Source organism: Oceanobacter sp. 4_MG-2023 (assembly GCF_030689165.1).
In the GTDB taxonomy this organism is placed as follows: domain Bacteria; phylum Pseudomonadota; class Gammaproteobacteria; order Pseudomonadales; family Oceanobacteraceae; genus Oceanobacter.
The window spans coordinates 1-20,090 of record NZ_JAUYVV010000029.1 but is presented as its reverse complement, the minus strand read 5'-3'; the positions used below and the strand labels follow the sequence as shown (position 1 = coordinate 20,090).

Here is a 20,090-nt window from a genome sequence, read left to right as displayed (position 1 = left end):
ATACTGCAACCCGTCTGGCCTGAATCATTGTTCCAATTCCCTCCAGAAGGTTTGTTCAACCGGGTCTGATGCGCCCAGGGCATCAACGGTAGTGGTGCCATTGACGATAGTGGGCTTGGAAGTGATGACGGTGCTGTCCTGATCTTCTTCCTCATCATCTTCATCAACGGGCTGTGCAGTTTCCTGGTACACAACAACCGGGGTGTCCTGGATACCGGGGAAGTTGGATTCAATCTCATCCTTGTAGACCGAGAGTTCACCGGCGGTGTACTGCAAGGACAGGACGTACAGGGTGCTCTGGCCAGTATCTGGTTCACAACCGGAACGATAAGCCTCATCCGTTGGCTGATAACTGTTGATATAGCTGTAGTAATTTAATGAGATGGCATTGGAAAGTACTTTTTCGCCACTGCCTGACAAGTCGAGGTAGACCCCGTTCTTGAGATCGTCGGTATCGGCTGTTGCGATATCGTCGTAATCAACCAGATCATCCTGCGTTAGCGCTGTGTACGTTTCCGGTGCCGCATCTACATCAAAATCGTTGATGATATAGATACGGTCCTTGGTGATGGTGTTTAACGGGTGCGCCCGGTAGCCAGAGCCGATGACCAGCTGGTAGCGACTGGCGGCGTAACTGTAACCGGTGGTTTTATCCAGAAAAGTATCCCGTGACGAGTAAGTCAGATCCGGTGTGGCGAAAAACCGGACGTTATTGATTTCGGTCTCGTCATTACCCAGGTCGGCAATCATGCCGCCGGTTGCAAAAGTAGAGGCATTATTGGACAGGCTGTCTTCCTGGGCGAAGTCTATACGCCAGATACGACCACCGAGGTCTGCGGCATACATAGTGTCAACGTCACCATCGCCATCGTTATCGGCAGGTACCAGATCACCAACTATGCCACTGGTCATATCACTCAGCCTCAGATTGCCGCTGGATTTCGAGGCTTTCCAGAGCAGCTCTCCAGTAGTCGGGTCAACCATATAAATGGCGTTACCCATACTGTGGGCGGTGCGCTTGGTATAGTCGTCTTCAGCCTCGTCATAACCACCGGCAAAGACCAGTACATCGGTTTGCTCACCTTTCCACAGTACGGTAATTGGCAGCATCTTGGACCAGGTTTGTCCCAGCTCAGCAAAATCACCGCTGCCGCCTTCAATGGTCCAGGCCAGTGTTGGGGAATCAAGATCACTGACGTCGAGTGCGTAATAGTTTCGTCCGCCACGGCGCATGCCGCTGTACAGATATGCTTTTTCTCCGGAGTCGACGATATTGTTGCTGTTACTGTCGATGTGATATTTGGAGATATACCCATCCATACCGTAGGTCCGATCAGGACTTTGGTCGAAATAGGCATAAGCGCTTTCAAACAGATCCGAAGGAATAAAGGCAAAGTATTCTTCAGGATTATCCTCATCGGTGTTAAATGCGTGCAGATAGCCCGAGTTGGTACCAACAAACAGCGCGGTTTTGCTGCTGCTGCCGGAACTGTAGGACATCAATACCGGGCGGCTGTGCAGGGCGTCTTCGATTTCCCGTCGTGGAGTAGTGCTGGATGAGTCGGGGTCGTAGCCAGCCAGCCAGAGGATAAAGTCGGATTTTTCGTCATCCGGTACGACGCTCGGCAGGTTGTCCGGCAGTGACGTATTGCTGCTGCTGATACGGTTGTCCGTCGTGCTGATGCTGCTTCCTGCGATATCGGTCATGATACGGCGGCTGCCAGGATCAGACAGGCGACGGGCGATCCCTCCCTTGGTGACGGTTTCGCCATCCGGAGCATCTTCATCCAGGGTCCAGTAGCTGCGGGCATTGTCAGAAAAGTAGCCGGTGGATGAGTCGATGGCAAGATCGCCATCAACGTCCATGATGTCACCGCTGCTGTCGAGCCGGTAGCGTTTGATATTGCCGGTCCAGTCTGCAGCAGTGGATGGACTGAAGACGGAATAATACAGCTGGTCGAGATGCTCCAAGCTGTTATAGGCGTTGACCGCCACGGCGGGGGCAGCAAAGGTACCGGAGGTTTTGGAGATGTTTTCAAAAACCTTGACCAGCGCCAGGCGCAGGGAGTCTGAATCGGAACCGCTACCGGCAACACCGCCACCGTAAGAGGCCATATCATCGAGTCGTTCCTGGGTGCTGCCGGCGACAAAACCACCAATCGTGTGCACATAAATCGGCTGACGGCCACTGAAGTCATCACTGTTGTCGGCGTTATACAGGTAATAGGCCAGTTCTTCGGCGCAACCACCGTCACCGGTGCAAGAGGAGCTGAAGTCATCGTCATTGGGGAAATCGGCACTGGGCAGTTCGGTCAGTAATGATCTCACCTTGGAGTTGATACTGGTGTCGTAGTAAGGCGCACCGTCACTGAAAATCACCACGTGGTTGGTTTGGCATTCTTCGGTGATGGGCGAGATATAATTGCCGTTACCATCGTGGGTATCATCCAGGTTCAGGTACTCGGTACAGACCAGAATGGTTTCTGTGGCAGGTTCACTGTCATCCCCCGAATCATCGCCATCATCATCTTCAGAAGAGGCGGCTGTATAGGCAATATAGTCGGATTCACTGATGCCGTAAGTTTTGATCAGAGCGTTTTGAAACCAGCTGTCCAGGTCGTCCCATGGTGTATAAGCCCCGGTGTCTGTATCAACCACATATGGCCATCTCCAGGTATCCATTACCATAAACCAGGCGGGTTCACTGGCTTCGTACTCCGACTGGGTTACGCCGTAGCTATCCAGTAAGGTTCCCTTGTAGTTTTTATGGACCTTGTTCCAGGAGTTCCAGTCAGTGTTGTTGTTTTTCAGATAGTAGTCTTCGATGGCCCAGGTATCATCACCGGCCATCATTTGAAACCACCAGAGGCTGGTATCAACACTGCCAGAAGATGAGCTGGAGCTACCGCTGGAACCAGAGCCGGTAACAGCGATTTCCTGTTCTTCCCAGACCATACACAAATCGGAGTTGGCGGTGGTGGTTTTGCCGTATTTCATGGCATCGCCACGGAGGTAGGCCGCCGCTTCATAAACACTTTCTGTAATCGGGGTGGCACCACCGGGAGAGTAGGAATCGAGAATATCCTCGACCATGCTACGGACGCCTTCAGCATCAATCGATAACATCGGGCTACTCATCCAGGCACCCTCGGAGCTGGAACTGTTGAAGCGGAACAAGGAGAGGTTGATACCGGTTGTGCTGTTGATCACCTCAATCGCGGCATCCCGAACCACATCCAGGCGAGAGCCGGCATAAGAACCGTCTTCGTAGACGCTGCTGCCCATACTGCCCGAGGTATCCATGATAAAGACCACATTCGGCGCTGTGGTGGTGGTGGTCTGAACGTAAATTTCGGTGTCGTCGGCCAGGACCGGACGATGACTGAACAGCCCCAGGGCGATCAGTGTTAGCCAGTAGAGTTTCATAAGAAGGCTCCTCAGTGTTCGCCCGGCGCATGGCCGCCAAAGTTAATGTAGTCCACCAGTTTTTGCTGGCGGTCGATGCCGATAAAAATAACCGGGATGTTCTTGCGCAGGTAAATCTCAGATGCCCGGCTGAGGTCAATGGCTTGTTCATATTCAAACAAGGCGGTATCGGCTTTCAGGGCAATACTTTCAGCCTGACATTCATCACACAGCTTGACGGTGATGGCGGCACTGGAAAAGGTGATCAGATCTTGCGGCGGTACATGAAATTCAGCATGTCGCATCAGGTTGGGAGAGACTGCCAGGCTGATCGGGCTGAACAATAACAGCAGGGAGAACAAGCTAATAAGTCGGGTATTCATGATAATCCTCGCGAATGTCGTTACTGAGCCGAAGCACCAATTCTTTTTATGCCAACCTGCTGGGTCGACGAAATATTGCCGCTTGAACTGGCCGTTGTAGCCGTTAATACAAATGGATAGGCAGAGCTGGCTGATCCGGACGAGCCTTCGGTGTTTTTCAGATTCGGTGTGCTGGTGTCAGTCTGTGCAATCTGGTCGGAAGGGTAGGTAATCAGCACGGTGGTGGCGGCGACGCCGGTGAGTAAATCCACGTCCGGGGTCTGCCAGCCAAAATCGGAATAGGCATTGATGTATTCGGAGTTGTATTGCAGGTCGCTTTCCTCCACACCGTCATTAATCTGTGCCTCGATATTGGCATTTTGTCGGGTGATCAAATCGGTTAGCAGGGTACCACCGGAGTTTCCCAGGTTTTTTACGGCTCGGCTAAGGTGGCTATAAGAGGCTGCAAAGGTCTGTTTTTCAACATTCATACTGGTCACCATGCGTACTTGCGTGGTGGATTGTTGCATGGCTACGGTGGCGCCAATGGTAATCGCAGTGAGTACCCCCAAACTAACCAGGAGGGTTGACCCTCGTTGCCGGGGTGCTTGTGTGGTCCAGTGAATGTGCATGATAAATCTCCGCCGACATACTGATTGTAGGACAGTACCTGTTGCGACCCTGTGAGGCCCAGAGATGCTGGACTAACGGAGTAGTGAAGACGACAAATGGTATCTGGCCCTGGCCTGGTGTCGGTGAGGTTTCAGCGACACGATACGTCTTGGCCGTTGGCCAGCTCGACGCGATCATTGTTGTTGGCGTCGATGCCCGGTCGCAAACGGCCGATGCGCGAGAGAATAAAAGCGGCGCTTTTGTACTGGCCGTCGGGCATGGTGCGGCAATAACCGAAAGAGCCGTTGTAGCCGCCAGCAAATCCAGTGGCGCTGAAGGCGATGGCAATACGGTTGTAGCTGCGCAGCACGGTGTCATCGGCGGCGGGGATACGCTGCAACACCTGGTCGTCATCATCCAGTGTGCGGTTACGCTCACGGTCAGAAAACAGGGTTAATTCGCCATTCCAGAGTGAACTGCAGCGCTTGCTGCTGTCGAGCGGGCATAACGTATGGGAGGTCTGTGTCAGGATGGCGCGAGTTCGGGCGCTGGCAATGGCCATATGAATCCTGGAAATATCCCGATCCGCGAGTTGTTGCTGGATAATATGGGTCGCGGCAGGAGTAATGGTCACGCTACTGATCGCCAGGACGGCGATCACGACCATCAGTTCGGTCAAGGTCATTCCGTGTGCAAACCGTGTCATGGCCTGTCCTCCCTGACTGGCTATTGCGATGGGTTTGCTGGTTATCTTAGCGAGGATCCGGCTTTTGTCACTCAGGCAGATGGCTTAGTGATACCGGTTGTTACTCATGCCATCGACTGGTCACGGTTTAATCAATATCAAGCTTTTTGCAACGGTAACGTAATGCCCGAAAACTGATACCCAGTTTCTCGGCTGCCGCTGTCTTGTTCCAGCGAGTCGCTTCCAGTGCCTGGGTAATGGCATTACGTTCGATATTTTCGAGGTAGGCTTCCAGATTACTGGTTTCTATCGCCGCCGCCGGGTCGATGGCGGGCATCAATAGCGTGCTGGGAGTGGTAGTGACCTGATCGGGCAAGTTCAGGTCAGCCTGGCTGATTTCATCACCTTCCGCCATGGTAACGGCGCGTTGGAGAATATTCTCCAGCTCTCGGACATTGCCGGGGTAGTGGTACTGGATCAGGGCCGTCATGGCCTTCTGATCGATGCTGGCTTCCGGCATACCCCATTCGCTGCTGTATTTGCGAATAAAGTGGCCAACGAGGGTGGGGATGTCTTCCTGTCGTTCTGACAAGCGTGGCACGGCAATCTGGATCACATCGAGGCGGAAAAACAAATCCTGGCGGAAACGCTCCTGCTCGACCAATTGGGCGAGGTCTTTATGGCTGGCACTGAGAATCCGTACATCGATAGGGATCTCGTGCTCACTGCCAACGGCACGGGTGGCTTTTTCCTGGATTACCCGTAACAGCTTGGCTTGCATTTCAATGGGCAATTCGGCCACTTCATCGAGAAACAGGGTGCCACCTTCCGCGGCTTTGAAAAAACCGTCCTTGTCAGCACTGGCGCCGGTAAATGCCCCGCGTTTGTGACCAAAAAATTCACTTTCCATCAGGTCTTTCGGGATCGCACCGCAGTTAACCGGGATAAACGGGCTATCGGCGCGGGAGCTTTGATGGTGAATCAGTCGAGCGACCAGCTCCTTGCCGGTACCGGATTCGCCATGGATAAAAACCGGTGCCTGGGTGCGGGCGACTTTCTGGATTTTTTCCTTGAGTGCCATCATCGCCGTGGAGCGTCCCAGCAACGCATCACTGGATGGCAGCGACTCCAGATGCACTGGCACCCGGGTCAGTTGCAGGGCGGCGGCAACCAGTTCACGCAGGCGAGTAATATCGAGGGGCTTGGCGACGACATCAAAGGCGCCGGCTTTCAGGGCTTCAACTGCCATGTCCATGCTGCCGTACGCGGTAATCATGGCGACTGGCATATCGCTATAACGGGCGTGACAGAGCTGGATGATCTCGAGGCCGTTGCCATCCGGCAGTTTCATGTCGGTGACGCAGAAATGGTATGGGCGTTCGCTGAGTAATGACAGTGCTTCACTGACGTTGGCAGCCTGGTAACACTCCATGTCCATACGACTGAGGGTCAGGGCGATCAGTTGGCGGATATCCGGTTCATCGTCGATGATCAGGGCGGAGTATTTTTTCATAGGGTTAAGTCCGTTCTCAATGTCAGGCGGAAACAGGAACCCGCCCGGATACGATGATACTGGATGTTGGCCTGATTGGCTTCGCACAACTCACGACAGAGATAAAGCCCCAGGCCGGTGCCGTTATGCTCGGTGGTAAAAAAAGGCTCGAACAGTTGTTCGATTTTGTCGTCGGCGATGCCCGTGCCGTTGTCCATCACATCCAGTGACATGCGGTTGTGACTTTGGGGTTTGGCCGAAAGCATCAGGCGGGCATCCTTGGGCTGCTGTTTGAGGGCATAACGCAAACCGTTGGCGCAGAGGTTATGCAGAATCTGCTGCAGATGATCCGGGTCAAAGGCGATTTGCTGCTGATCGTGGCAATGGATAAACAGCTGGAACGGCTGCTCCCTGTGCATCCCGATAAACTGCTCACGAAAGTGCTCCAGCCAGGGTTTCAGGCGCAAGACCTCAATCGAGGGCTGGCGTTTGCGACTGAGCTGCAAGATATCTTCGACGGTACGATTGATTCGCATACAATGCTGTTCAATAACCTGGCTGAGATACAGCTCTTCTTCTTTCAGGTAAGGGGTTTCCGCCAACAGCTGGCTGGCCTGACGTAACGCGCTGAGCGGATTGCGTATTTCGTGGGCAATACTGGCGGTCAGGCGCCCGAGAGAAGCCAGTTTCAATTGTTGTGCTGTTGCGGCGATACGGGACTGGTCTTCGATAAACAGCAAGTAGTCGCCAGGCAAGGAATCTGGCAACAGCATTTTACTGACCTGCAGGGACTCCCCCCGCAGTGTCAGTGCGTGTTTGCGGCCGGGGTCATCCAGCACGGTTAGCAATGGTGCCGGCAACTCTTCGTCATCGCTGATATTAAGCCAGCGTTGTGCTTGTTGGTTAAAAAACAGGATATGGTTGTCGCGATCACAGGCAATGATACCGTTGGGCAAGTCAGCCAATGCCTGCCAGCTGATATTCTGCAGGCGGCGCAACCGCACCGATTGGTCACTGGCCAGTTCCAGGGCACTGTTCAGTCGCCGGGACAGTGCCTGGGTCAGGGCCGCCAACAAAAAGCACAAAAAGCCGTAAATGCCAGAATTGACCAACTCACCCGTTTGATAACGTTCCGGCCAGAAATGCTGAATCACCATAATGGCCAGCGTGGTCCAGGCGGCGACCGCAAAGCCGAGGACTCCCGGGGCTAGCAAGTTGGCGATCACCACACAAAGCAGGATCAGACTGGAAAACCCGGTATCGAGACCGCCGGAGGCAAACATCAGTATCGATAGCAGAGCGGTTTCGAGGAAAAAATAGCTGGTTGCCAGTTGAACATGGGGCCCCAGGCTGGCAATGGCAACAAAACTGGCGGCGATTACAACATACAGTACCGTCGCTACCAGGCTGATATAAGGGGCATCATGGCCAATCAGGGTAGCGTCATCGACGGTATGAGCCGCCATAATCAACAAGGCCAGCAATAATGAATAGTAGCTGTATATTTGCAGCAGTCGTTTGCCGTTGACGACCAGATCACTCACGTTGGATGGCATGTTAACTGTCCTGTTGCCTGCTGGTGTTCATAAGGTCGGGCGTTAATGTGTTTGCCTAACTTGCAGAATTTCCAGACAATACCGCGGAAAAACAGCATAAGGTAACGCGACAGCATGACAGAGTCACTCCACATCGCCATGGCGCAATGCAACTTTCTGGTTGGCGATATTACCGGCAACTGCGATCAGATGCTCAGCCAAGTGGACGCCGCCCGTCAGCGCGGCGCTGATCTTATCCTGTTTTCTGAGCTGGCGCTGACCGGTTACCCGCCAGAAGATCTGTTGCTGCGACCCAGTTTGCAGCCACGTGTCGAAGCCGCCATACAACGCCTGGCCGACGCCAGCCAGGACATCGCCATAGTGGCGGGTTTTCCATGGCGGCAAGATGGGCAACTCTATAATTGCGCCGGTGTGTGGCATCAGGGGATATCGCTGGGGCGTTACGCCAAACAATGTTTGCCAAACTATCAGGTGTTTGATGAAAAACGCTACTTCAGTGTTGGTGATCAGCCGTTGGTGGTGACCATTGCCGGTGTTGCACTGGGATTAACGATTTGTGAAGACATCTGGTTTACCGGGCCAGCCGAGCAAAGTGTGGCTGCAGGTGCCGAACTGATTCTTAACCTGAACGCTTCGCCGTTCCATATTGGCAAACACCACGAACGCCAGGGCATCCTGCGCGAGCATATCAGCCGTCTGGGGGTGCCAATTGTGTACGTCAATCAGGTCGGTGGACAAGATGAGCTGGTGTTTGATGGTGCCTCGTTTGCGATGGACGCAGAAGGGCGCAATGTGGCTCAGTTACCGGCGTACCAGGAAGCCATGGCGGATATCCGCTTTGTTGATGGTACCTTGCAGGGAATGGATAGCGCACCGCTGCCGGAAGCCCATCATCATGAACTGGCCAGTCTCTACGACGCACTGGTGCTGGGGGTGCGTGACTACGTCAATAAAAACCACTTCAAGGGCGTGATTCTGGGATTGTCGGGCGGTATTGACTCAGCCCTGACGCTGGCGATTGCGGTAGATGCCCTGGGTGCTGACCGGGTGCAGGCCGTCATGATGCCCTTTACCTATACCTCGGGCATGAGCAAGGAAGACGCAGCCCGGCAGGCAGAGGTAATGGGGGTCCGTTATCAGTCGTTATCGATTGCCCCTATCTACGAACAGTTTATGAACACCCTGGCACCGGACTTTGCCGGCTTGCCTGTTGATACGACGGAAGAAAACCTGCAAGCCCGTTGCCGCGGTGTCCTGCTGATGGCGCTGTCAAACAAAACCGGATACATGGTGCTGACTACCGGAAACAAGAGTGAAGTGGCCGTCGGATACGCCACCCTGTATGGCGATATGGCAGGTGGTTACGGGGCCTTGAAGGATGTTTATAAAACACGGGTGTTTGCGCTGGCACACTACCGCAATACCATCGGCGATGGCGAAGTGATCCCACAACGGGTGATCGACCGTCCACCGTCTGCAGAATTGGCCCCGGATCAGAAAGACGAAGACAGTCTGCCACCTTATCCGGTGCTGGATACCATTCTGGAACAGTACATCGAACAGGACATGAGCGCCGAAGCCATTATTGCCAGCGGCTTTGATCGTGAGGATGTGATGCGGGTACTGCGGCTGGTGGACGTTAACGAATACAAGCGTCGCCAGGCTCCGGTCGGGGTGCGGGTTACCCCGCGAGGCTTCGGTCGTGACCGCCGTTACCCGATCACCAGTGGCTGGCGCGCCGGTATCTGATTGGCGTCCTGCCATGGTCATCGCTATGGCAGGATGGGAACATGAGCAGCCAGACAGGCTGCTCATGTGATCGCTGCCTGTTCAGGTTGGCGGATTTACTTGCTCAGACCAAAGGTAATGATTTCCAGCCAGCTGCGACGATCCGTCTCAGCCAGACCGCTGGTTATAAATTCACCATCCTGCAGTTGTGAATGGTCAGGAAAATTGTACTTCAGCAAGGCCAGTGAGCGATCGGCTTCCTTGTCCATCGACAGCTCCCGGTAAGCTTCCGTCATAATAACCAGACCATCGGCAACCGCTGTGGTGCCAGGGTAGTCGGAGACCACTTTATTGGCCCGGTTGGCTGCGGCGATAAAGGCGTGGCGTTTCATGTAATAGCGTGCAACACCAATATTGTGGCTGGCCAGCCGTTCACGCAGATAGACCATGCGTGCCCGGGCATCTGCGGTGTAAGGGCTGTCCGGGAAGCGGGTTAATAATTCAGAAAAATACTGGAACGCATCGCGCAGTGGCGTCGGGTCCCGTTGGGCGACATCGTTGGACAAGCGTCGCTCGACCATGGTGAAGCCCATTTCATAGGTTGTCAGTGCGCGAATGTAATAGGCATAGTCGATCTGGGGGTGCAGCGGATGCAAGCGAATAAACCGCTCTGCCATTTCGAGGGCAGATTCCAGATCACTGGTTTTGAAATAAACGTAAATCAGCTCCAGCTGGGCCTGTTCGGCATACTCACCAAAAGGGTATTGGGATTCGAGGGCCTTGAGTTTTTCAATGGCAAGCACATTGCTGTCCTTGTCCAGTGCGGCTCGGGCTTCCTGATACAATTGTTGCTCGGTCTGTTCTCTGGGTTTGTCCGGATTTCCGGAGCAGGCGACCATCAGGACAGATAATAAAATCAACAGCCAGCGGCACGTCATGGAGCGCATTCCTAATTGTGGATATACTTCAGTAAAGCGCGGTATTAAAACACAGTCCCGACACAGCCCCAACCAATTGGCGGCGCAGAGGTCTGGTACCGTATCGACCCTCTCCGATTTGGCAAACTATGACCAATCAGATTTCTATCAGTACCCAGGTGCCCTTCGACCAGGGCAACAAACGACTAGACCAGGTAGCGGCACAACTGTTCCCTGATTATTCCCGTTCACGACTGCAGCAATGGATCAAGGACGGCCAGCTGACCGTTGATGGCAAGCTCTGGCGTGGCCGGGACAAACTCACTGGCGGCGAAACCCTCGCGCTGGAAGCTGAATTGTCACCGGAAGGTGATTGGCTGCCGGAGGCGATGGATCTCGATATCGTCTACGAAGACGATCATATTCTGGTGCTCAACAAACAAGCCGATCTGGTAGTGCACCCTGCCGCCGGCAATCGCGAAGGCACCTTGCTGAATGGCCTGCTGCACCATTGCCCGGAACTGGCCAATATTCCACGGGCAGGGATTGTGCATCGGCTCGACAAGGACACCACCGGATTGATGGTGGTGGCCAAGACCCTGCAAGCCCAGGCTCACCTGGTGGCGCAGCTGCAAGACCGCACCATGGGACGGGAGTACGAAGCGGTTGTACAAGGGTATATGACCGGTGGCGGCAAGGTGGACGAGCCGATTGGCCGACACGGTACCCAGCGTACCCGTATGGCCGTCAATCCGGTTGGCAAAGACGCGGTAACCCATTACCGGGTGCTGCATAAATTTCCGACCCACACCCATATTCGCTGCAAGCTGGAAACCGGCCGGACACACCAGATCCGGGTGCATATGACGCATATCGGTCATCCGCTGGTTGGTGATGCCACCTACGCTGCCCGTACGCGTCTGACCAAGGGTATTGGTTCTTCCCTGCGCAGCCTGTTGCAGAGTTTTCCCCGTCAGGCGTTACATGCCAAGGCGCTGGGGCTATTGCATCCGGTAGAACAGGAATGGATGGAATGGGAAGTTGATCTGCCCGATGACATCATCGAACTGCTGGAAATGCTGGAGGAAGACCGGCGTGACGCGCACAACCGTTGAGCTGATCCGTCCGGACTGGTCTTTACCTGACGGGGTACAGATCGCTTTCAGTACCCGGCGTCTGTTGTGCGGTGACGGGTCTGCATCGCCGTGGCAGGGGGCCAACCTCGGGCTGCACGTAGGTGATGACCGACAGCAGGTACTGCGGCACCGCTTGTCGCTGATCCGGCAACTACCGGGCCTGCAGTCGATTCAGTGGCTGGATCAGGTGCATGGCAATCGTTGCGTACAGGCCTGTGGCAGCGATGTGCTGCTGCGCGCCGACGCCAGCTGGAGTGCAGAAGCCGGCATGGCCTGTGCGGTCATGACTGCAGATTGTTTGCCGCTGTTGCTGGTCAGCGACGATGGTTTGCAGGTTGCCGCCGCCCATGCCGGTTGGCGTGGTCTGGCGGGAGGTGTGCTGGAGCAGACCCTGGCTTGTTTCAGTCGACCGGTGATCGCCATGCTGGGGCCGGCCATTGGGCCGACGGCGTTTGAAGTGGGGCCAGAGGTAAAGGCTTGCTTTGCGGATGCGCCGGCAGATTGTTTTGTAGCCGGTGCAGGGGATCGTTATTTCGCTGATCTGTATGGCCTGGCCCGCTGGCGTTTGCAGCAGGCCGGAGTTGAGCGGGTATTGGGAGGCGACTGGTGTACTTTCAGTGAGCCGCAGCGTTTCTATTCCTATCGCCGGGATGGCCAGACCGGACGCCAGGCCAGTCTGATCTGGCGCGAATAAAGCGCTGTCGTGTTTCCGGGATCTGTGAGCAGTGCCCAGCGCGGACGGTGTTTTCCGTTACTGGCAATAATCCGCCATGATTTTACGGGCCTTATCCTGTTCCCGTTGCCGTTCGGCATCACTTAACGGGCGGAATTCACCGGTTTCGGCATCCTTGAAACGACGGCTGTAATTGCTGCTGAGCTGGTTCATGTATTGCTGGCCCTGCTGGCAGCGGCTGTCAGCCTCTTCTTTGGATACTTTGGGCTTGCCTGCGTCGGGGTCTGGTTGTTGCGCTTCGTTTTCCGGCTTGCCATTGGCTGGTGCTGCGGCATCGGCAACCTGGCCGGCTTCAGGGCGTGACACCTGGACCTCATAGGCTTCGGCCTTGACCTGCTGGTCCCGCGGCGGTTGAGAGCCGAAGTGTACCTGGCCATTGGCGTCCGTCCAGCGATAGACCTGCGCTTGTAACGGGCTGGATAACAATATGGTTAGCAGTAGCGCTGATGTTGAAAATAGATATTTCATAAAAACCTGATAAATCAACAGAACCGGGATGCAGCGAACACTATGGCAACGGGGGAATAAGTCAAGGAAACAGCCGCAATTCCGGAATGCTGCGACCCGCGTGTTCTCTGGACAAACGGCGCTATGCTGCTAAAATTGCAGCGCTTTTGCCGGATTGAACAGTCAACACCCCTGTACTGGACTCTGGCAGTCATGGCCTCTGGATCAGAGTTATCCTCCGATTCGGTTCCAACCCGCCGTTTATGACCAGATTGCGGGACCTTGATGAGCAACTACAAGTTATTCATCCTCACCGGGATCAATCCACCTTCAGGGTGTGATGATGTTGATCCTGCAATTTTTATATCACTCATGCTCTGACAAGAGCCTGTGCAAGAGGATAGTACGGTGGAATTACTTTCCGGCGGAGAGATGTTGGTTCGTGCCCTGCACGAAGCAGGCGTTGAATACATTTACGGTTATCCGGGCGGCTCACTGCTGCACATTTACGACGCAGTCTACAAACAAAGTGCCGTGAAACATGTCCTGGTCCGCCACGAGCAAGCGGCGGCCCATATGGCAGATGGTTATGCACGTGCAACCGGCAAGGCCGGTGTGGTCATGGTGACCTCTGGCCCTGGTGCTACAAACACGATTACCGGTATCGCGACAGCGTTTACCGACTCCATTCCAATGGTCGTCATTTCTGGTCAGGTGATGAGTCATTTGGTGGGCGACGATGCCTTTCAGGAAACCGACATGCTGGGTGTTTCACGCCCGGTAGTGAAGCACAGCTTCAGCGTTCGTCGGCCAGAAGAAATTCCGGAGCTGATCGCCAAGGCGTTTTATATTGCCAATACCGGCCGCCCAGGGCCTGTACTGATTGATATTCCAAAAGACATGACCATGCCGAATGAACGTTACGAATACGTTTATCCGAAAAAGGTCAAGTTGCGCTCCTACACGCCCCCTCAGCGTGGTCACTCCGGCCAGATCAAAAAGGCTGTTGAGTTGCTGCTGGCGGCCAAACGTCCGGTGGTATACAGCGGCGGCGGCGTTATTATCGATGGCAGCTCCGACAAACTGCGGGCCTTGGTCGACCGTCTGGATTTCCCATGTACCAGTACCCTGATGGGGCTGGGTGGTTATCCCGGTACCGGTGAGCGTTTCCTCGGCATGCTGGGTATGCACGGCACCTACGAAGCCAACGTGGTGATGCACCATGCGGATGTTATTCTGGCGGTTGGTGCGCGCTTTGACGACCGTGTCACCAATGCGACCAACAAGTTTTGCCCGGATGCGAAGATCATTCATATCGATATCGACCCATCGTCGATTTCCAAAACGATCACTGCCGATGTACCGATCGTTGGGCCAGTGGGTACCGTGCTGGACGAAATGACCGCGTTGCTGGACGAAGCCGGAGAAACTCCCGACGCCGATGCGCTTGCCTCCTGGTGGAAACAGATCAACGACTGGCGTCCACGTCATGGCATGCGTTACGAGAAAAACGACAACGGCCTGATGAAACCCCAGGAAGTGATCGAAGCGCTGTGGACTGCGACCAAGGGTGATGCCTACGTTACCTCTGATGTTGGTCAGCACCAGATGTTTGCTGCCCAGTACTACAAGTTCGACAAGCCGAATCGCTGGATCAACTCTGGCGGTCTGGGCACCATGGGCTTTGGTTTTCCGGCTGCGATGGGCGTGAAAATGAACTTCCCGGATCACGAAGTGGTATGTGTTACCGGTGAAGGTTCGATCCAGATGAACATTCAGGAAATGTCGACCTGCCTGCAGTACGGTATTCCGGTCAAGATCATCTGCCTGAACAATGGTTCTCTGGGTATGGTGCGTCAGTGGCAGGATATGAACTACGAAGGGCGTCACTCCAATTCCTACATGAAATCGCTACCGGACTTTGTCAAGCTGGCAGCAGCCTATGGCCATGTCGGTATTCAGGTGAAAAGCCGTGACGAGTTGCCGCAAGCGCTGGACGATGCTCTGAACAAGTACAAGGATCGTCTGGTCTTCCTTGACGTCGCTGTTGATCCGGAAGAACACGTTTATCCAATGCAGGTGCCTTTGGGTTCCATGCGCGACATGTGGCTGAGCAAGACGGAGCGTACCTGAGATGATGCGACATATAATTTCTATCCTGCTGGAAAACGAACCAGGTGCCTTGTCACGGGTGGTCGGACTGTTCGCCCAGCGTGGCTACAACATTGAAACCCTGACGGTTGCACCGACGGAAGATCCAACGCTGTCGCGTCTGACCATGACCACACACTGTGATGATCGCAAGATCGAACAGATCACCAAGCAGCTCAACAAGCTGATTGAAGTGGTCAAGCTGGTGGACCTGTCTGAAGGTCAGCATATCGAACGTGAGCTGATGCTGATCAAGGTGAAAGCGGTAGGAGCCCAGCGTGCAGAAATCAAGCGGACGGCGGATATCTTCCGTGGCCAGATCGTGGATGTATCTCCGTGTGTGTACACCATTCAGCTGACAGGGGCGACTGACAAACTGGAAGCCTTTATCGATGCGATTGGGTCTGCGGCGGTTCTGGAAACCGTGCGGACAGGGGTATCCGGTATTTCTCGTGGCGAGAAAGTCCTGAGCCTGTAATGATCCCGGCCACCTTCCCGAGAGGAGGTGATCGATACAAAAAACCCGTTGCCGATATTTTTTGGCAACGGGTTTTTTAATGACCGACGGATAGTGGCTCGGCAAGCCGGTCAGTGCTGTCTGGAAGGTGGCTGTGGTCTAGTGGCGACCGAAGCTGGCATCCGACTGGCGTAGCAGCGCTTGTAATGGCTCAAACAGCGCAGGGGTCACAATCATGATATTACTGCTGACCAACTGCGGATTGGTGCTGTCTGGCAGGGGATGAATATGCCCGAGTCGGGCACCGGCTTCGCGGGCAATCAATTGTGCTGCGGCGCAGTCCCAGATTTTAACGTTTTCGTAGTAACCATCGAGGCGGCCACAGGCGACCCAGCACATATCGAGGGCGGCGGCACCGACCCGGCGCAGATCGGCACAGTGCTTGAGCACTTGTCCAAAACGACCGATCAGGTAATCAAGATCATCTTTCTGATAAGGAAAGCCGGTACCAATCAGGGCGCGGTTTAACTCGGTTTTGCCGGAGCAGTGAATCGGCTGGTTATTCATACAAGCACCCTGGCCTTCGAGAGCATGGAACGTTTCTCCCTGAAACGGGCTATGCACTACCGCAGCCCGGGCTTTGCCTTGGTGGTAATAAGCAATCGAGACAGCCACCTGGTGCTGGCCATGGGCGTAATTGACGGTGCCATCGATCGGATCAATGATCCAGAGATGCTCGCACTCGGTGCTGTTTTCCGGCCCCAGTTCTTCCGATAACAAATGATGATCCGGAAAAGCAGCCAGAATGCCGTTACTGATCAACTGGTCAGCGGCGACGTCGGCCTGGGTAACCAATTCAGCACCGTCGTATTTGAAATTGATCTGCAGGTCATTACGCAGTTGGGCAATAGTATCACCGGCCTGTTGCGCCAGTGACAGTGCCAGATCGAGCATGGGTTGATAATTCATGGTGCATGATTCCTGTCGGCGAGTAAGGGCTGAATCGTTCAGCGATTAAATGCAACCCTGGTTACAGTTCGTTGTTAACAAACTGTATCCAGATATCGAGGGCATCGATCACGGCGGTGCTCATCATTGGCTGGGCTGCGGTGGCAGGATGAATGCCGTCAGCCTGCATCAACTCTGGCTGCGTGGCGATGCCTTCCAGCAAAAAGGGGAGTAACAGGGTTTCTTGCTGATTGGCGAGTTCGCTGTAAATATTGGCAAAGCCTTCGGTATAACGGCTGCCGTAATTGGGGGGTATCTGCATACCCAGTAACATCACCATAATACCCTCATGCTCCGCCATGGTGATCATCCGTTCCAGATTGCTGCGAATGACACTGAGTGGCGTACCGCGCAGGCCATCGTTGCCACCAAGTTCGATAATCAGCAGGTCTGGCTGATGGCTTTGTATCAGCGCAGGCAAACGCGCCACACCGCCCTGGGTGGTGTCGCCACTGATACTGGCATTAACTACCGTGACGTGTGGAACACGTTGCTGCAACTGTTGTTGGAACAGAGTGACCCATCCCTGTTGAACCGGCACGCCAAATCCGGCACTAATACTATCTCCAATGACCAGGACGACCGGATTCTTGCTGTGACCGGTGTCTATTGGCTCAGCCCATGACGGCAGGCCGGTCAATACGACCAGCCCCACTAACAGGATTTTGATACCAGCCATGCGTGATAACAGTGACATATCGCTTAGTCCCCTTGAAAAATCGACATCGTCCTTTGTGGCTGGTGGTAGCCACAGTCCAGCTCTGAGTTAACCTGTGTTGGCAAAACAGTGCAAGCAAGAGGACAACCGCTGACCCTGTTAAAGGGGTCGGTTTCTCTGCAAGAGGAAAAGTGGAAGTCGGTACCAGTCTGGCGATGGTGGGCACCTCGGGCAGTGACAAGCCGACGCTGTTAGGGATTATGGCCGGGTTGGGTTTCCCTTCTGTTGGCGAGCTGTCACTGCTCGGACACCGCGGTATTTTCCAACATGGTTGTCCGGTAAATTATTAGTCAGGCCGCTTATGCAGTGATGTCGAATCACTATCATGTGGCGCTGTTTGTTGATATTCAGCAGGGGAAGAACTGGAACGATATGGGGCTACTGCGCTGGCATTGGCTGTTCAAGGGCAATGTACTGTTACAACGGTTTGCTCGGGCAGACATGGCTGCAGCCGCCAGAAACACTGGATCACACATCTGTTCGTCGTCGAATAAATCACGTGAAAACCGCAGTAAAAGCCAATGCCGTCAATCGATAATGCCCTGACCTTCTGCTATTGATTGGCCATCAGAAACAACATTCACCAGCGGGTATCCCGATGCCATTGAATGACTGTCTGGTATTGGTGGATGCAACCGGAGGGATGATTTGCGGCGATAAACGCGGTGCGATGAACGAAGAATTATCGCCAAAACTCAGTCGAATTGACCTGGATGAAAGCCAGTGATCTGATAGCTTGATTAAAAGTATGACACACCTTTTTTCCAATATTCTGGTAAATTTTGTAGAGGTACCTTCATTAGCACCACACCTGCCGGTATCAGTTCGTTGGGCATTTGAGTTATCCGGGCGATTTCAGTGAATTTTAAAACTCTCTTATAAAAAAAATCATTTTCAGGATTGACTGCTATAACAATCTCTTCATAGTCTTTTTTAATGATAATCTGTATCGCTTGCTTTACAAGCTGTTTTATCAAACTGTTCTTTGACCTGTAGTCCGGGTGTGTGCAAATACGCCAAACATTACAAATATTGCTGTTGTTTTTACGTATCTGTGTCATTTCTTTGGGAAAGTATTTATCAGCAGGTGCGCCCATATGAACATCTCTTGAAACACTGATTGTCCCCACTATTTTATCGTCTTCTTTGACGAATATTACATCACTATTGTACAGATCCTCTAGTTGAGGATACATATTGATAATTCCGGATGCTTGGGCAGGTATGGTGTTTTCTGACACTAGGCAATCATGATACAGTTTTTGTACCAAATAGCGTTCTTGATCAGTTTCTACTAATTTGAATTTCATATGGAGTAATATAATTGTGATTGAAGGATTTTGTTTGTATTGGCCGGGTTCTCTAATCTCAAAAAACACTATCGCTTATCAAAATAATGCCCCATTATATCTAGAATGGAACGCTTGCGATTGGTTATGGACCACTTGATTTCATTACGTGTTTTGTCTTCTATCAAGCCCGGATCAATGTTCATTCTGATTTTTTCATCTAATTGAGGTAGTTGATTCCAGGATACCCAAGGAAAAAAATGATGCGGAATATGGCGGTTGAAGTTTAGCAAGAAAAAATTTGACCAGACTGGAACATGCTTGCATGAATGAGACACCAAGTATTGCTTAGAAAAATGCAACGGTTTGTCTTCCTTGTCTAATAGTGGTGTTTCTGCATGATGTGGTAAATTAACGAGCTCTTCGAGATAGAATAATAATATAAGTGCGGGAATATACCAAAATAATGCCGTTACCAAGAGAGAGGAACTAAACAGTATTATTAGTGCTAACAGGTATAAAGAAAAATAAATAGCAGAATACTTTCGCTCTTTTTTTAGTGACAGGGAATTATAATTTTTATGTATATCTTGAAATGGATCTCGCCAAAGGCCGATTCTGTCATTTAGTACAAATAATGGTATCCAATATTTCCAGACAAATTCTAGTTTTCTGGACATTTCGTCAGAGAGGACGGAGAAGAAATCAATCGCTCTTTTGTTGGCAGGGTCGAGAGTCGGATGCCCTGTATAACGGTGATGTAATACGTGTGACCGTTTTCTTGACAAATAAGGCATAAAAATCAACCAACTAAATAAATGTCCTAAAAAATCATTGGTTGTGATTTTCCTGGTTAAAGTATTGTGTGTGGCTTCGTGTTGGAATAAATATGCGTGTAATAAAACTGTGGTCAGAAAAAACCAGGATAATATTATGTAAACCCCTTTTAGTTGAAAGAGGTAGAAAGAGAGTCCAAGCAAAATAAAATCGCATATCCAGATGAATAGTGTTGCACTGGAAAAACCTTTTCGCGGGAATTGCTCTCTTATTGTATTCCAGTGCGATTTTTTCATAATATATACTTTGAATCAGATTCAAAAATCACGATAACCCATGCTTCAGTGTTTTTCAAGGCAGTAGTCGCCTAAATATCACCTGAAACTATTAAGCGGCATCTTTTAAGCGGCATCTTTGTATTATTCTGGCTTTTCTCGTTCTCAGGCTCCTGCATGGTAATGTATAAATGGTATTTTTTTATTGAGCAATTCAATAAATGTGACGCTATTCACATTCGGCGCTCGCGGGTTTCTTGCTGATGGGGACATCTATTTAATCCTGCACGGCTCTGCGCGAGTGTTGCCGTTGTTCAGAGCAAGGCGACGAATGCAGCGAAA

At 52.7% G+C, this 20,090-nt stretch carries 19 protein-coding genes; 7 read left to right on the top strand and 12 right to left on the bottom strand.

What is annotated here, in order from left to right:
• Positions 1–24 precede the first annotated feature (24 nt).
• The 6 genes from Q8W24_RS15355 to Q8W24_RS15330 form a co-directional block, all read right to left on the bottom strand.
• Positions 25–3,426 (bottom strand): PilC/PilY family type IV pilus protein, encoded by a 3,402-nt coding sequence (locus Q8W24_RS15355; RefSeq protein ID WP_305475871.1) that lies wholly within the window; start codon positions 3,424–3,426, stop codon positions 25–27.
• An 11-nt stretch (positions 3,427–3,437) separates the two neighbouring features.
• Entirely contained in the window at positions 3,438–3,788 is a 351-nt protein-coding gene (locus tag Q8W24_RS15350; RefSeq protein ID WP_303431741.1) for a hypothetical protein, read from the bottom strand.
• A 20-nt stretch (positions 3,789–3,808) separates the two neighbouring features.
• Positions 3,809–4,399 (bottom strand): hypothetical protein, encoded by a 591-nt coding sequence (locus Q8W24_RS15345; RefSeq protein ID WP_305475869.1) that lies wholly within the window; start codon positions 4,397–4,399, stop codon positions 3,809–3,811.
• A gap of 131 nt (positions 4,400–4,530) precedes the next feature.
• Positions 4,531–5,085: a GspH/FimT family pseudopilin gene (locus tag Q8W24_RS15340; protein WP_303431743.1), complete on the bottom strand. Its 555-nt coding sequence runs from the start codon at positions 5,083–5,085 to the stop codon at positions 4,531–4,533.
• Positions 5,086–5,212: 127 nt separating this feature from the next.
• Complete coding sequence (locus tag Q8W24_RS15335; RefSeq protein WP_303431744.1) at positions 5,213–6,577, bottom strand: sigma-54 dependent transcriptional regulator; 1,365 nt, start codon at positions 6,575–6,577, stop codon at positions 5,213–5,215.
• Entirely contained in the window at positions 6,574–8,112 is a 1,539-nt protein-coding gene (locus tag Q8W24_RS15330) for a PAS domain-containing sensor histidine kinase (RefSeq protein WP_305414121.1), read from the bottom strand. The genes Q8W24_RS15335 and Q8W24_RS15330 overlap by 4 nt, the downstream gene beginning before the upstream one ends.
• Before the next feature lie 114 nt (positions 8,113–8,226).
• Between Q8W24_RS15330 and Q8W24_RS15325 the strand changes: the two genes are divergently transcribed.
• Entirely contained in the window at positions 8,227–9,861 is a 1,635-nt protein-coding gene (locus tag Q8W24_RS15325; RefSeq protein ID WP_305475868.1) for an NAD+ synthase, read from the top strand.
• 95 nt (positions 9,862–9,956) lie between these two features.
• Here Q8W24_RS15325 and Q8W24_RS15320 read toward each other — a convergent pair whose 3' ends face one another.
• Positions 9,957–10,778 carry an outer membrane protein assembly factor BamD gene (locus Q8W24_RS15320; RefSeq protein ID WP_305414120.1) on the bottom strand — a complete coding sequence of 274 codons (822 nt, stop codon included), beginning with the start codon at positions 10,776–10,778 and terminating at the stop codon, positions 9,957–9,959.
• 128 nt (positions 10,779–10,906) lie between these two features.
• On the opposite strand from Q8W24_RS15320, the gene rluD reads away from it, so the two are divergent.
• Together rluD and pgeF are read left to right on the top strand one after the other, a co-directional pair.
• On the top strand, positions 10,907–11,872 hold the full coding sequence (gene rluD, locus Q8W24_RS15315) for a 23S rRNA pseudouridine(1911/1915/1917) synthase RluD (RefSeq protein ID WP_303431748.1): 966 nt from the start codon (positions 10,907–10,909) through the stop codon (positions 11,870–11,872).
• Complete coding sequence (gene pgeF / locus Q8W24_RS15310; RefSeq protein WP_305414119.1) at positions 11,853–12,587, top strand: peptidoglycan editing factor PgeF; 735 nt, start codon at positions 11,853–11,855, stop codon at positions 12,585–12,587. Before rluD ends, pgeF begins: the two co-directional genes overlap by 20 nt.
• Positions 12,588–12,644: 57 nt before the next feature.
• Here pgeF and Q8W24_RS15305 read toward each other — a convergent pair whose 3' ends face one another.
• Positions 12,645–13,094: a DUF4124 domain-containing protein gene (locus Q8W24_RS15305; RefSeq protein WP_303431750.1), complete on the bottom strand. Its 450-nt coding sequence runs from the start codon at positions 13,092–13,094 to the stop codon at positions 12,645–12,647.
• 387 nt (positions 13,095–13,481) lie between these two features.
• Here Q8W24_RS15305 and Q8W24_RS15300 point away from each other — a divergent pair, with 387 nt between their 5' ends.
• Positions 13,482–15,206 (top strand): acetolactate synthase 3 large subunit, encoded by a 1,725-nt coding sequence (locus Q8W24_RS15300; RefSeq protein ID WP_303431751.1) that lies wholly within the window; start codon positions 13,482–13,484, stop codon positions 15,204–15,206.
• A 4-nt stretch (positions 15,207–15,210) separates the two neighbouring features.
• Positions 15,211–15,702, top strand: a complete 492-nt coding sequence (gene ilvN, locus Q8W24_RS15295) for an acetolactate synthase small subunit (RefSeq protein ID WP_303431904.1) — start codon at positions 15,211–15,213, stop codon at positions 15,700–15,702.
• 138 nt (positions 15,703–15,840) lie between these two features.
• On the opposite strand, the gene Q8W24_RS15290 is transcribed toward ilvN, so the two are convergent.
• Both Q8W24_RS15290 and Q8W24_RS15285 read right to left on the bottom strand, forming a co-directional pair.
• Positions 15,841–16,650, bottom strand: a complete 810-nt coding sequence (locus Q8W24_RS15290; RefSeq protein ID WP_305414118.1) for an inositol monophosphatase family protein — start codon at positions 16,648–16,650, stop codon at positions 15,841–15,843.
• 61 nt (positions 16,651–16,711) lie between these two features.
• On the bottom strand, positions 16,712–17,386 hold the full coding sequence (locus Q8W24_RS15285; protein WP_305414117.1) for an arylesterase: 675 nt from the start codon (positions 17,384–17,386) through the stop codon (positions 16,712–16,714).
• A 152-nt stretch (positions 17,387–17,538) separates the two neighbouring features.
• On the opposite strand from Q8W24_RS15285, the gene Q8W24_RS15280 reads away from it, so the two are divergent.
• Together Q8W24_RS15280 and Q8W24_RS15275 are read left to right on the top strand one after the other, a co-directional pair.
• Entirely contained in the window at positions 17,539–17,697 is a 159-nt protein-coding gene (locus Q8W24_RS15280; RefSeq protein ID WP_303431754.1) for a hypothetical protein, read from the top strand.
• 308 nt (positions 17,698–18,005) lie between these two features.
• The gene (locus Q8W24_RS15275; protein WP_303431755.1) at positions 18,006–18,134 is read left to right on the top strand and encodes a hypothetical protein; all 129 of its coding nucleotides are present in this window, start codon (positions 18,006–18,008) and stop codon (positions 18,132–18,134) included.
• A gap of 13 nt (positions 18,135–18,147) precedes the next feature.
• Here Q8W24_RS15275 and Q8W24_RS15270 read toward each other — a convergent pair whose 3' ends face one another.
• Together Q8W24_RS15270 and Q8W24_RS15265 are read right to left on the bottom strand one after the other, a co-directional pair.
• Positions 18,148–18,786: a GNAT family N-acetyltransferase gene (locus tag Q8W24_RS15270; protein WP_303431756.1), complete on the bottom strand. Its 639-nt coding sequence runs from the start codon at positions 18,784–18,786 to the stop codon at positions 18,148–18,150.
• Positions 18,786–19,769 (bottom strand): fatty acid desaturase, encoded by a 984-nt coding sequence (locus tag Q8W24_RS15265; protein ID WP_305414115.1) that lies wholly within the window; start codon positions 19,767–19,769, stop codon positions 18,786–18,788. The genes Q8W24_RS15270 and Q8W24_RS15265 overlap by 1 nt, the downstream gene beginning before the upstream one ends.
• Positions 19,770–20,090: the final 321 nt, after the last annotated feature.

What these genes read in the sequence shown, in the direction of transcription:
- Q8W24_RS15290 (WP_305414118.1), bottom strand. Translation starts at nt 16,650, where the DNA reads ATGAATTATCAACCCATGCTCGATCTGGCACTGTCACTGGCGCAACAG.
- Q8W24_RS15330 (WP_305414121.1), bottom strand. Translation starts at nt 8,112, where the DNA reads ATGCCATCCAACGTGAGTGATCTGGTCGTCAACGGCAAACGACTGCTG.
- Q8W24_RS15285 (WP_305414117.1), bottom strand. Translation starts at nt 17,386, where the DNA reads ATGTCACTGTTATCACGCATGGCTGGTATCAAAATCCTGTTAGTGGGG.
- Q8W24_RS15340 (WP_303431743.1), bottom strand. Translation starts at nt 5,085, where the DNA reads ATGACACGGTTTGCACACGGAATGACCTTGACCGAACTGATGGTCGTG.
- ilvN (WP_303431904.1), top strand. Translation starts at nt 15,211, where the DNA reads ATGCGACATATAATTTCTATCCTGCTGGAAAACGAACCAGGTGCCTTG.
- Q8W24_RS15335 (WP_303431744.1), bottom strand. Translation starts at nt 6,577, where the DNA reads ATGAAAAAATACTCCGCCCTGATCATCGACGATGAACCGGATATCCGC.
- Q8W24_RS15355 (WP_305475871.1), bottom strand. Translation starts at nt 3,426, where the DNA reads ATGAAACTCTACTGGCTAACACTGATCGCCCTGGGGCTGTTCAGTCAT.
- Q8W24_RS15320 (WP_305414120.1), bottom strand. Translation starts at nt 10,778, where the DNA reads ATGACGTGCCGCTGGCTGTTGATTTTATTATCTGTCCTGATGGTCGCC.
- Q8W24_RS15350 (WP_303431741.1), bottom strand. Translation starts at nt 3,788, where the DNA reads ATGAATACCCGACTTATTAGCTTGTTCTCCCTGCTGTTATTGTTCAGC.
- Q8W24_RS15265 (WP_305414115.1), bottom strand. Translation starts at nt 19,769, where the DNA reads ATGAAAAAATCGCACTGGAATACAATAAGAGAGCAATTCCCGCGAAAA.
- rluD (WP_303431748.1), top strand. Translation starts at nt 10,907, where the DNA reads ATGACCAATCAGATTTCTATCAGTACCCAGGTGCCCTTCGACCAGGGC.
- Q8W24_RS15345 (WP_305475869.1), bottom strand. Translation starts at nt 4,399, where the DNA reads ATGCACATTCACTGGACCACACAAGCACCCCGGCAACGAGGGTCAACC.
- Q8W24_RS15325 (WP_305475868.1), top strand. Translation starts at nt 8,227, where the DNA reads ATGACAGAGTCACTCCACATCGCCATGGCGCAATGCAACTTTCTGGTT.
- Q8W24_RS15305 (WP_303431750.1), bottom strand. Translation starts at nt 13,094, where the DNA reads ATGAAATATCTATTTTCAACATCAGCGCTACTGCTAACCATATTGTTA.
- Q8W24_RS15275 (WP_303431755.1), top strand. Translation starts at nt 18,006, where the DNA reads ATGCCATTGAATGACTGTCTGGTATTGGTGGATGCAACCGGAGGGATG.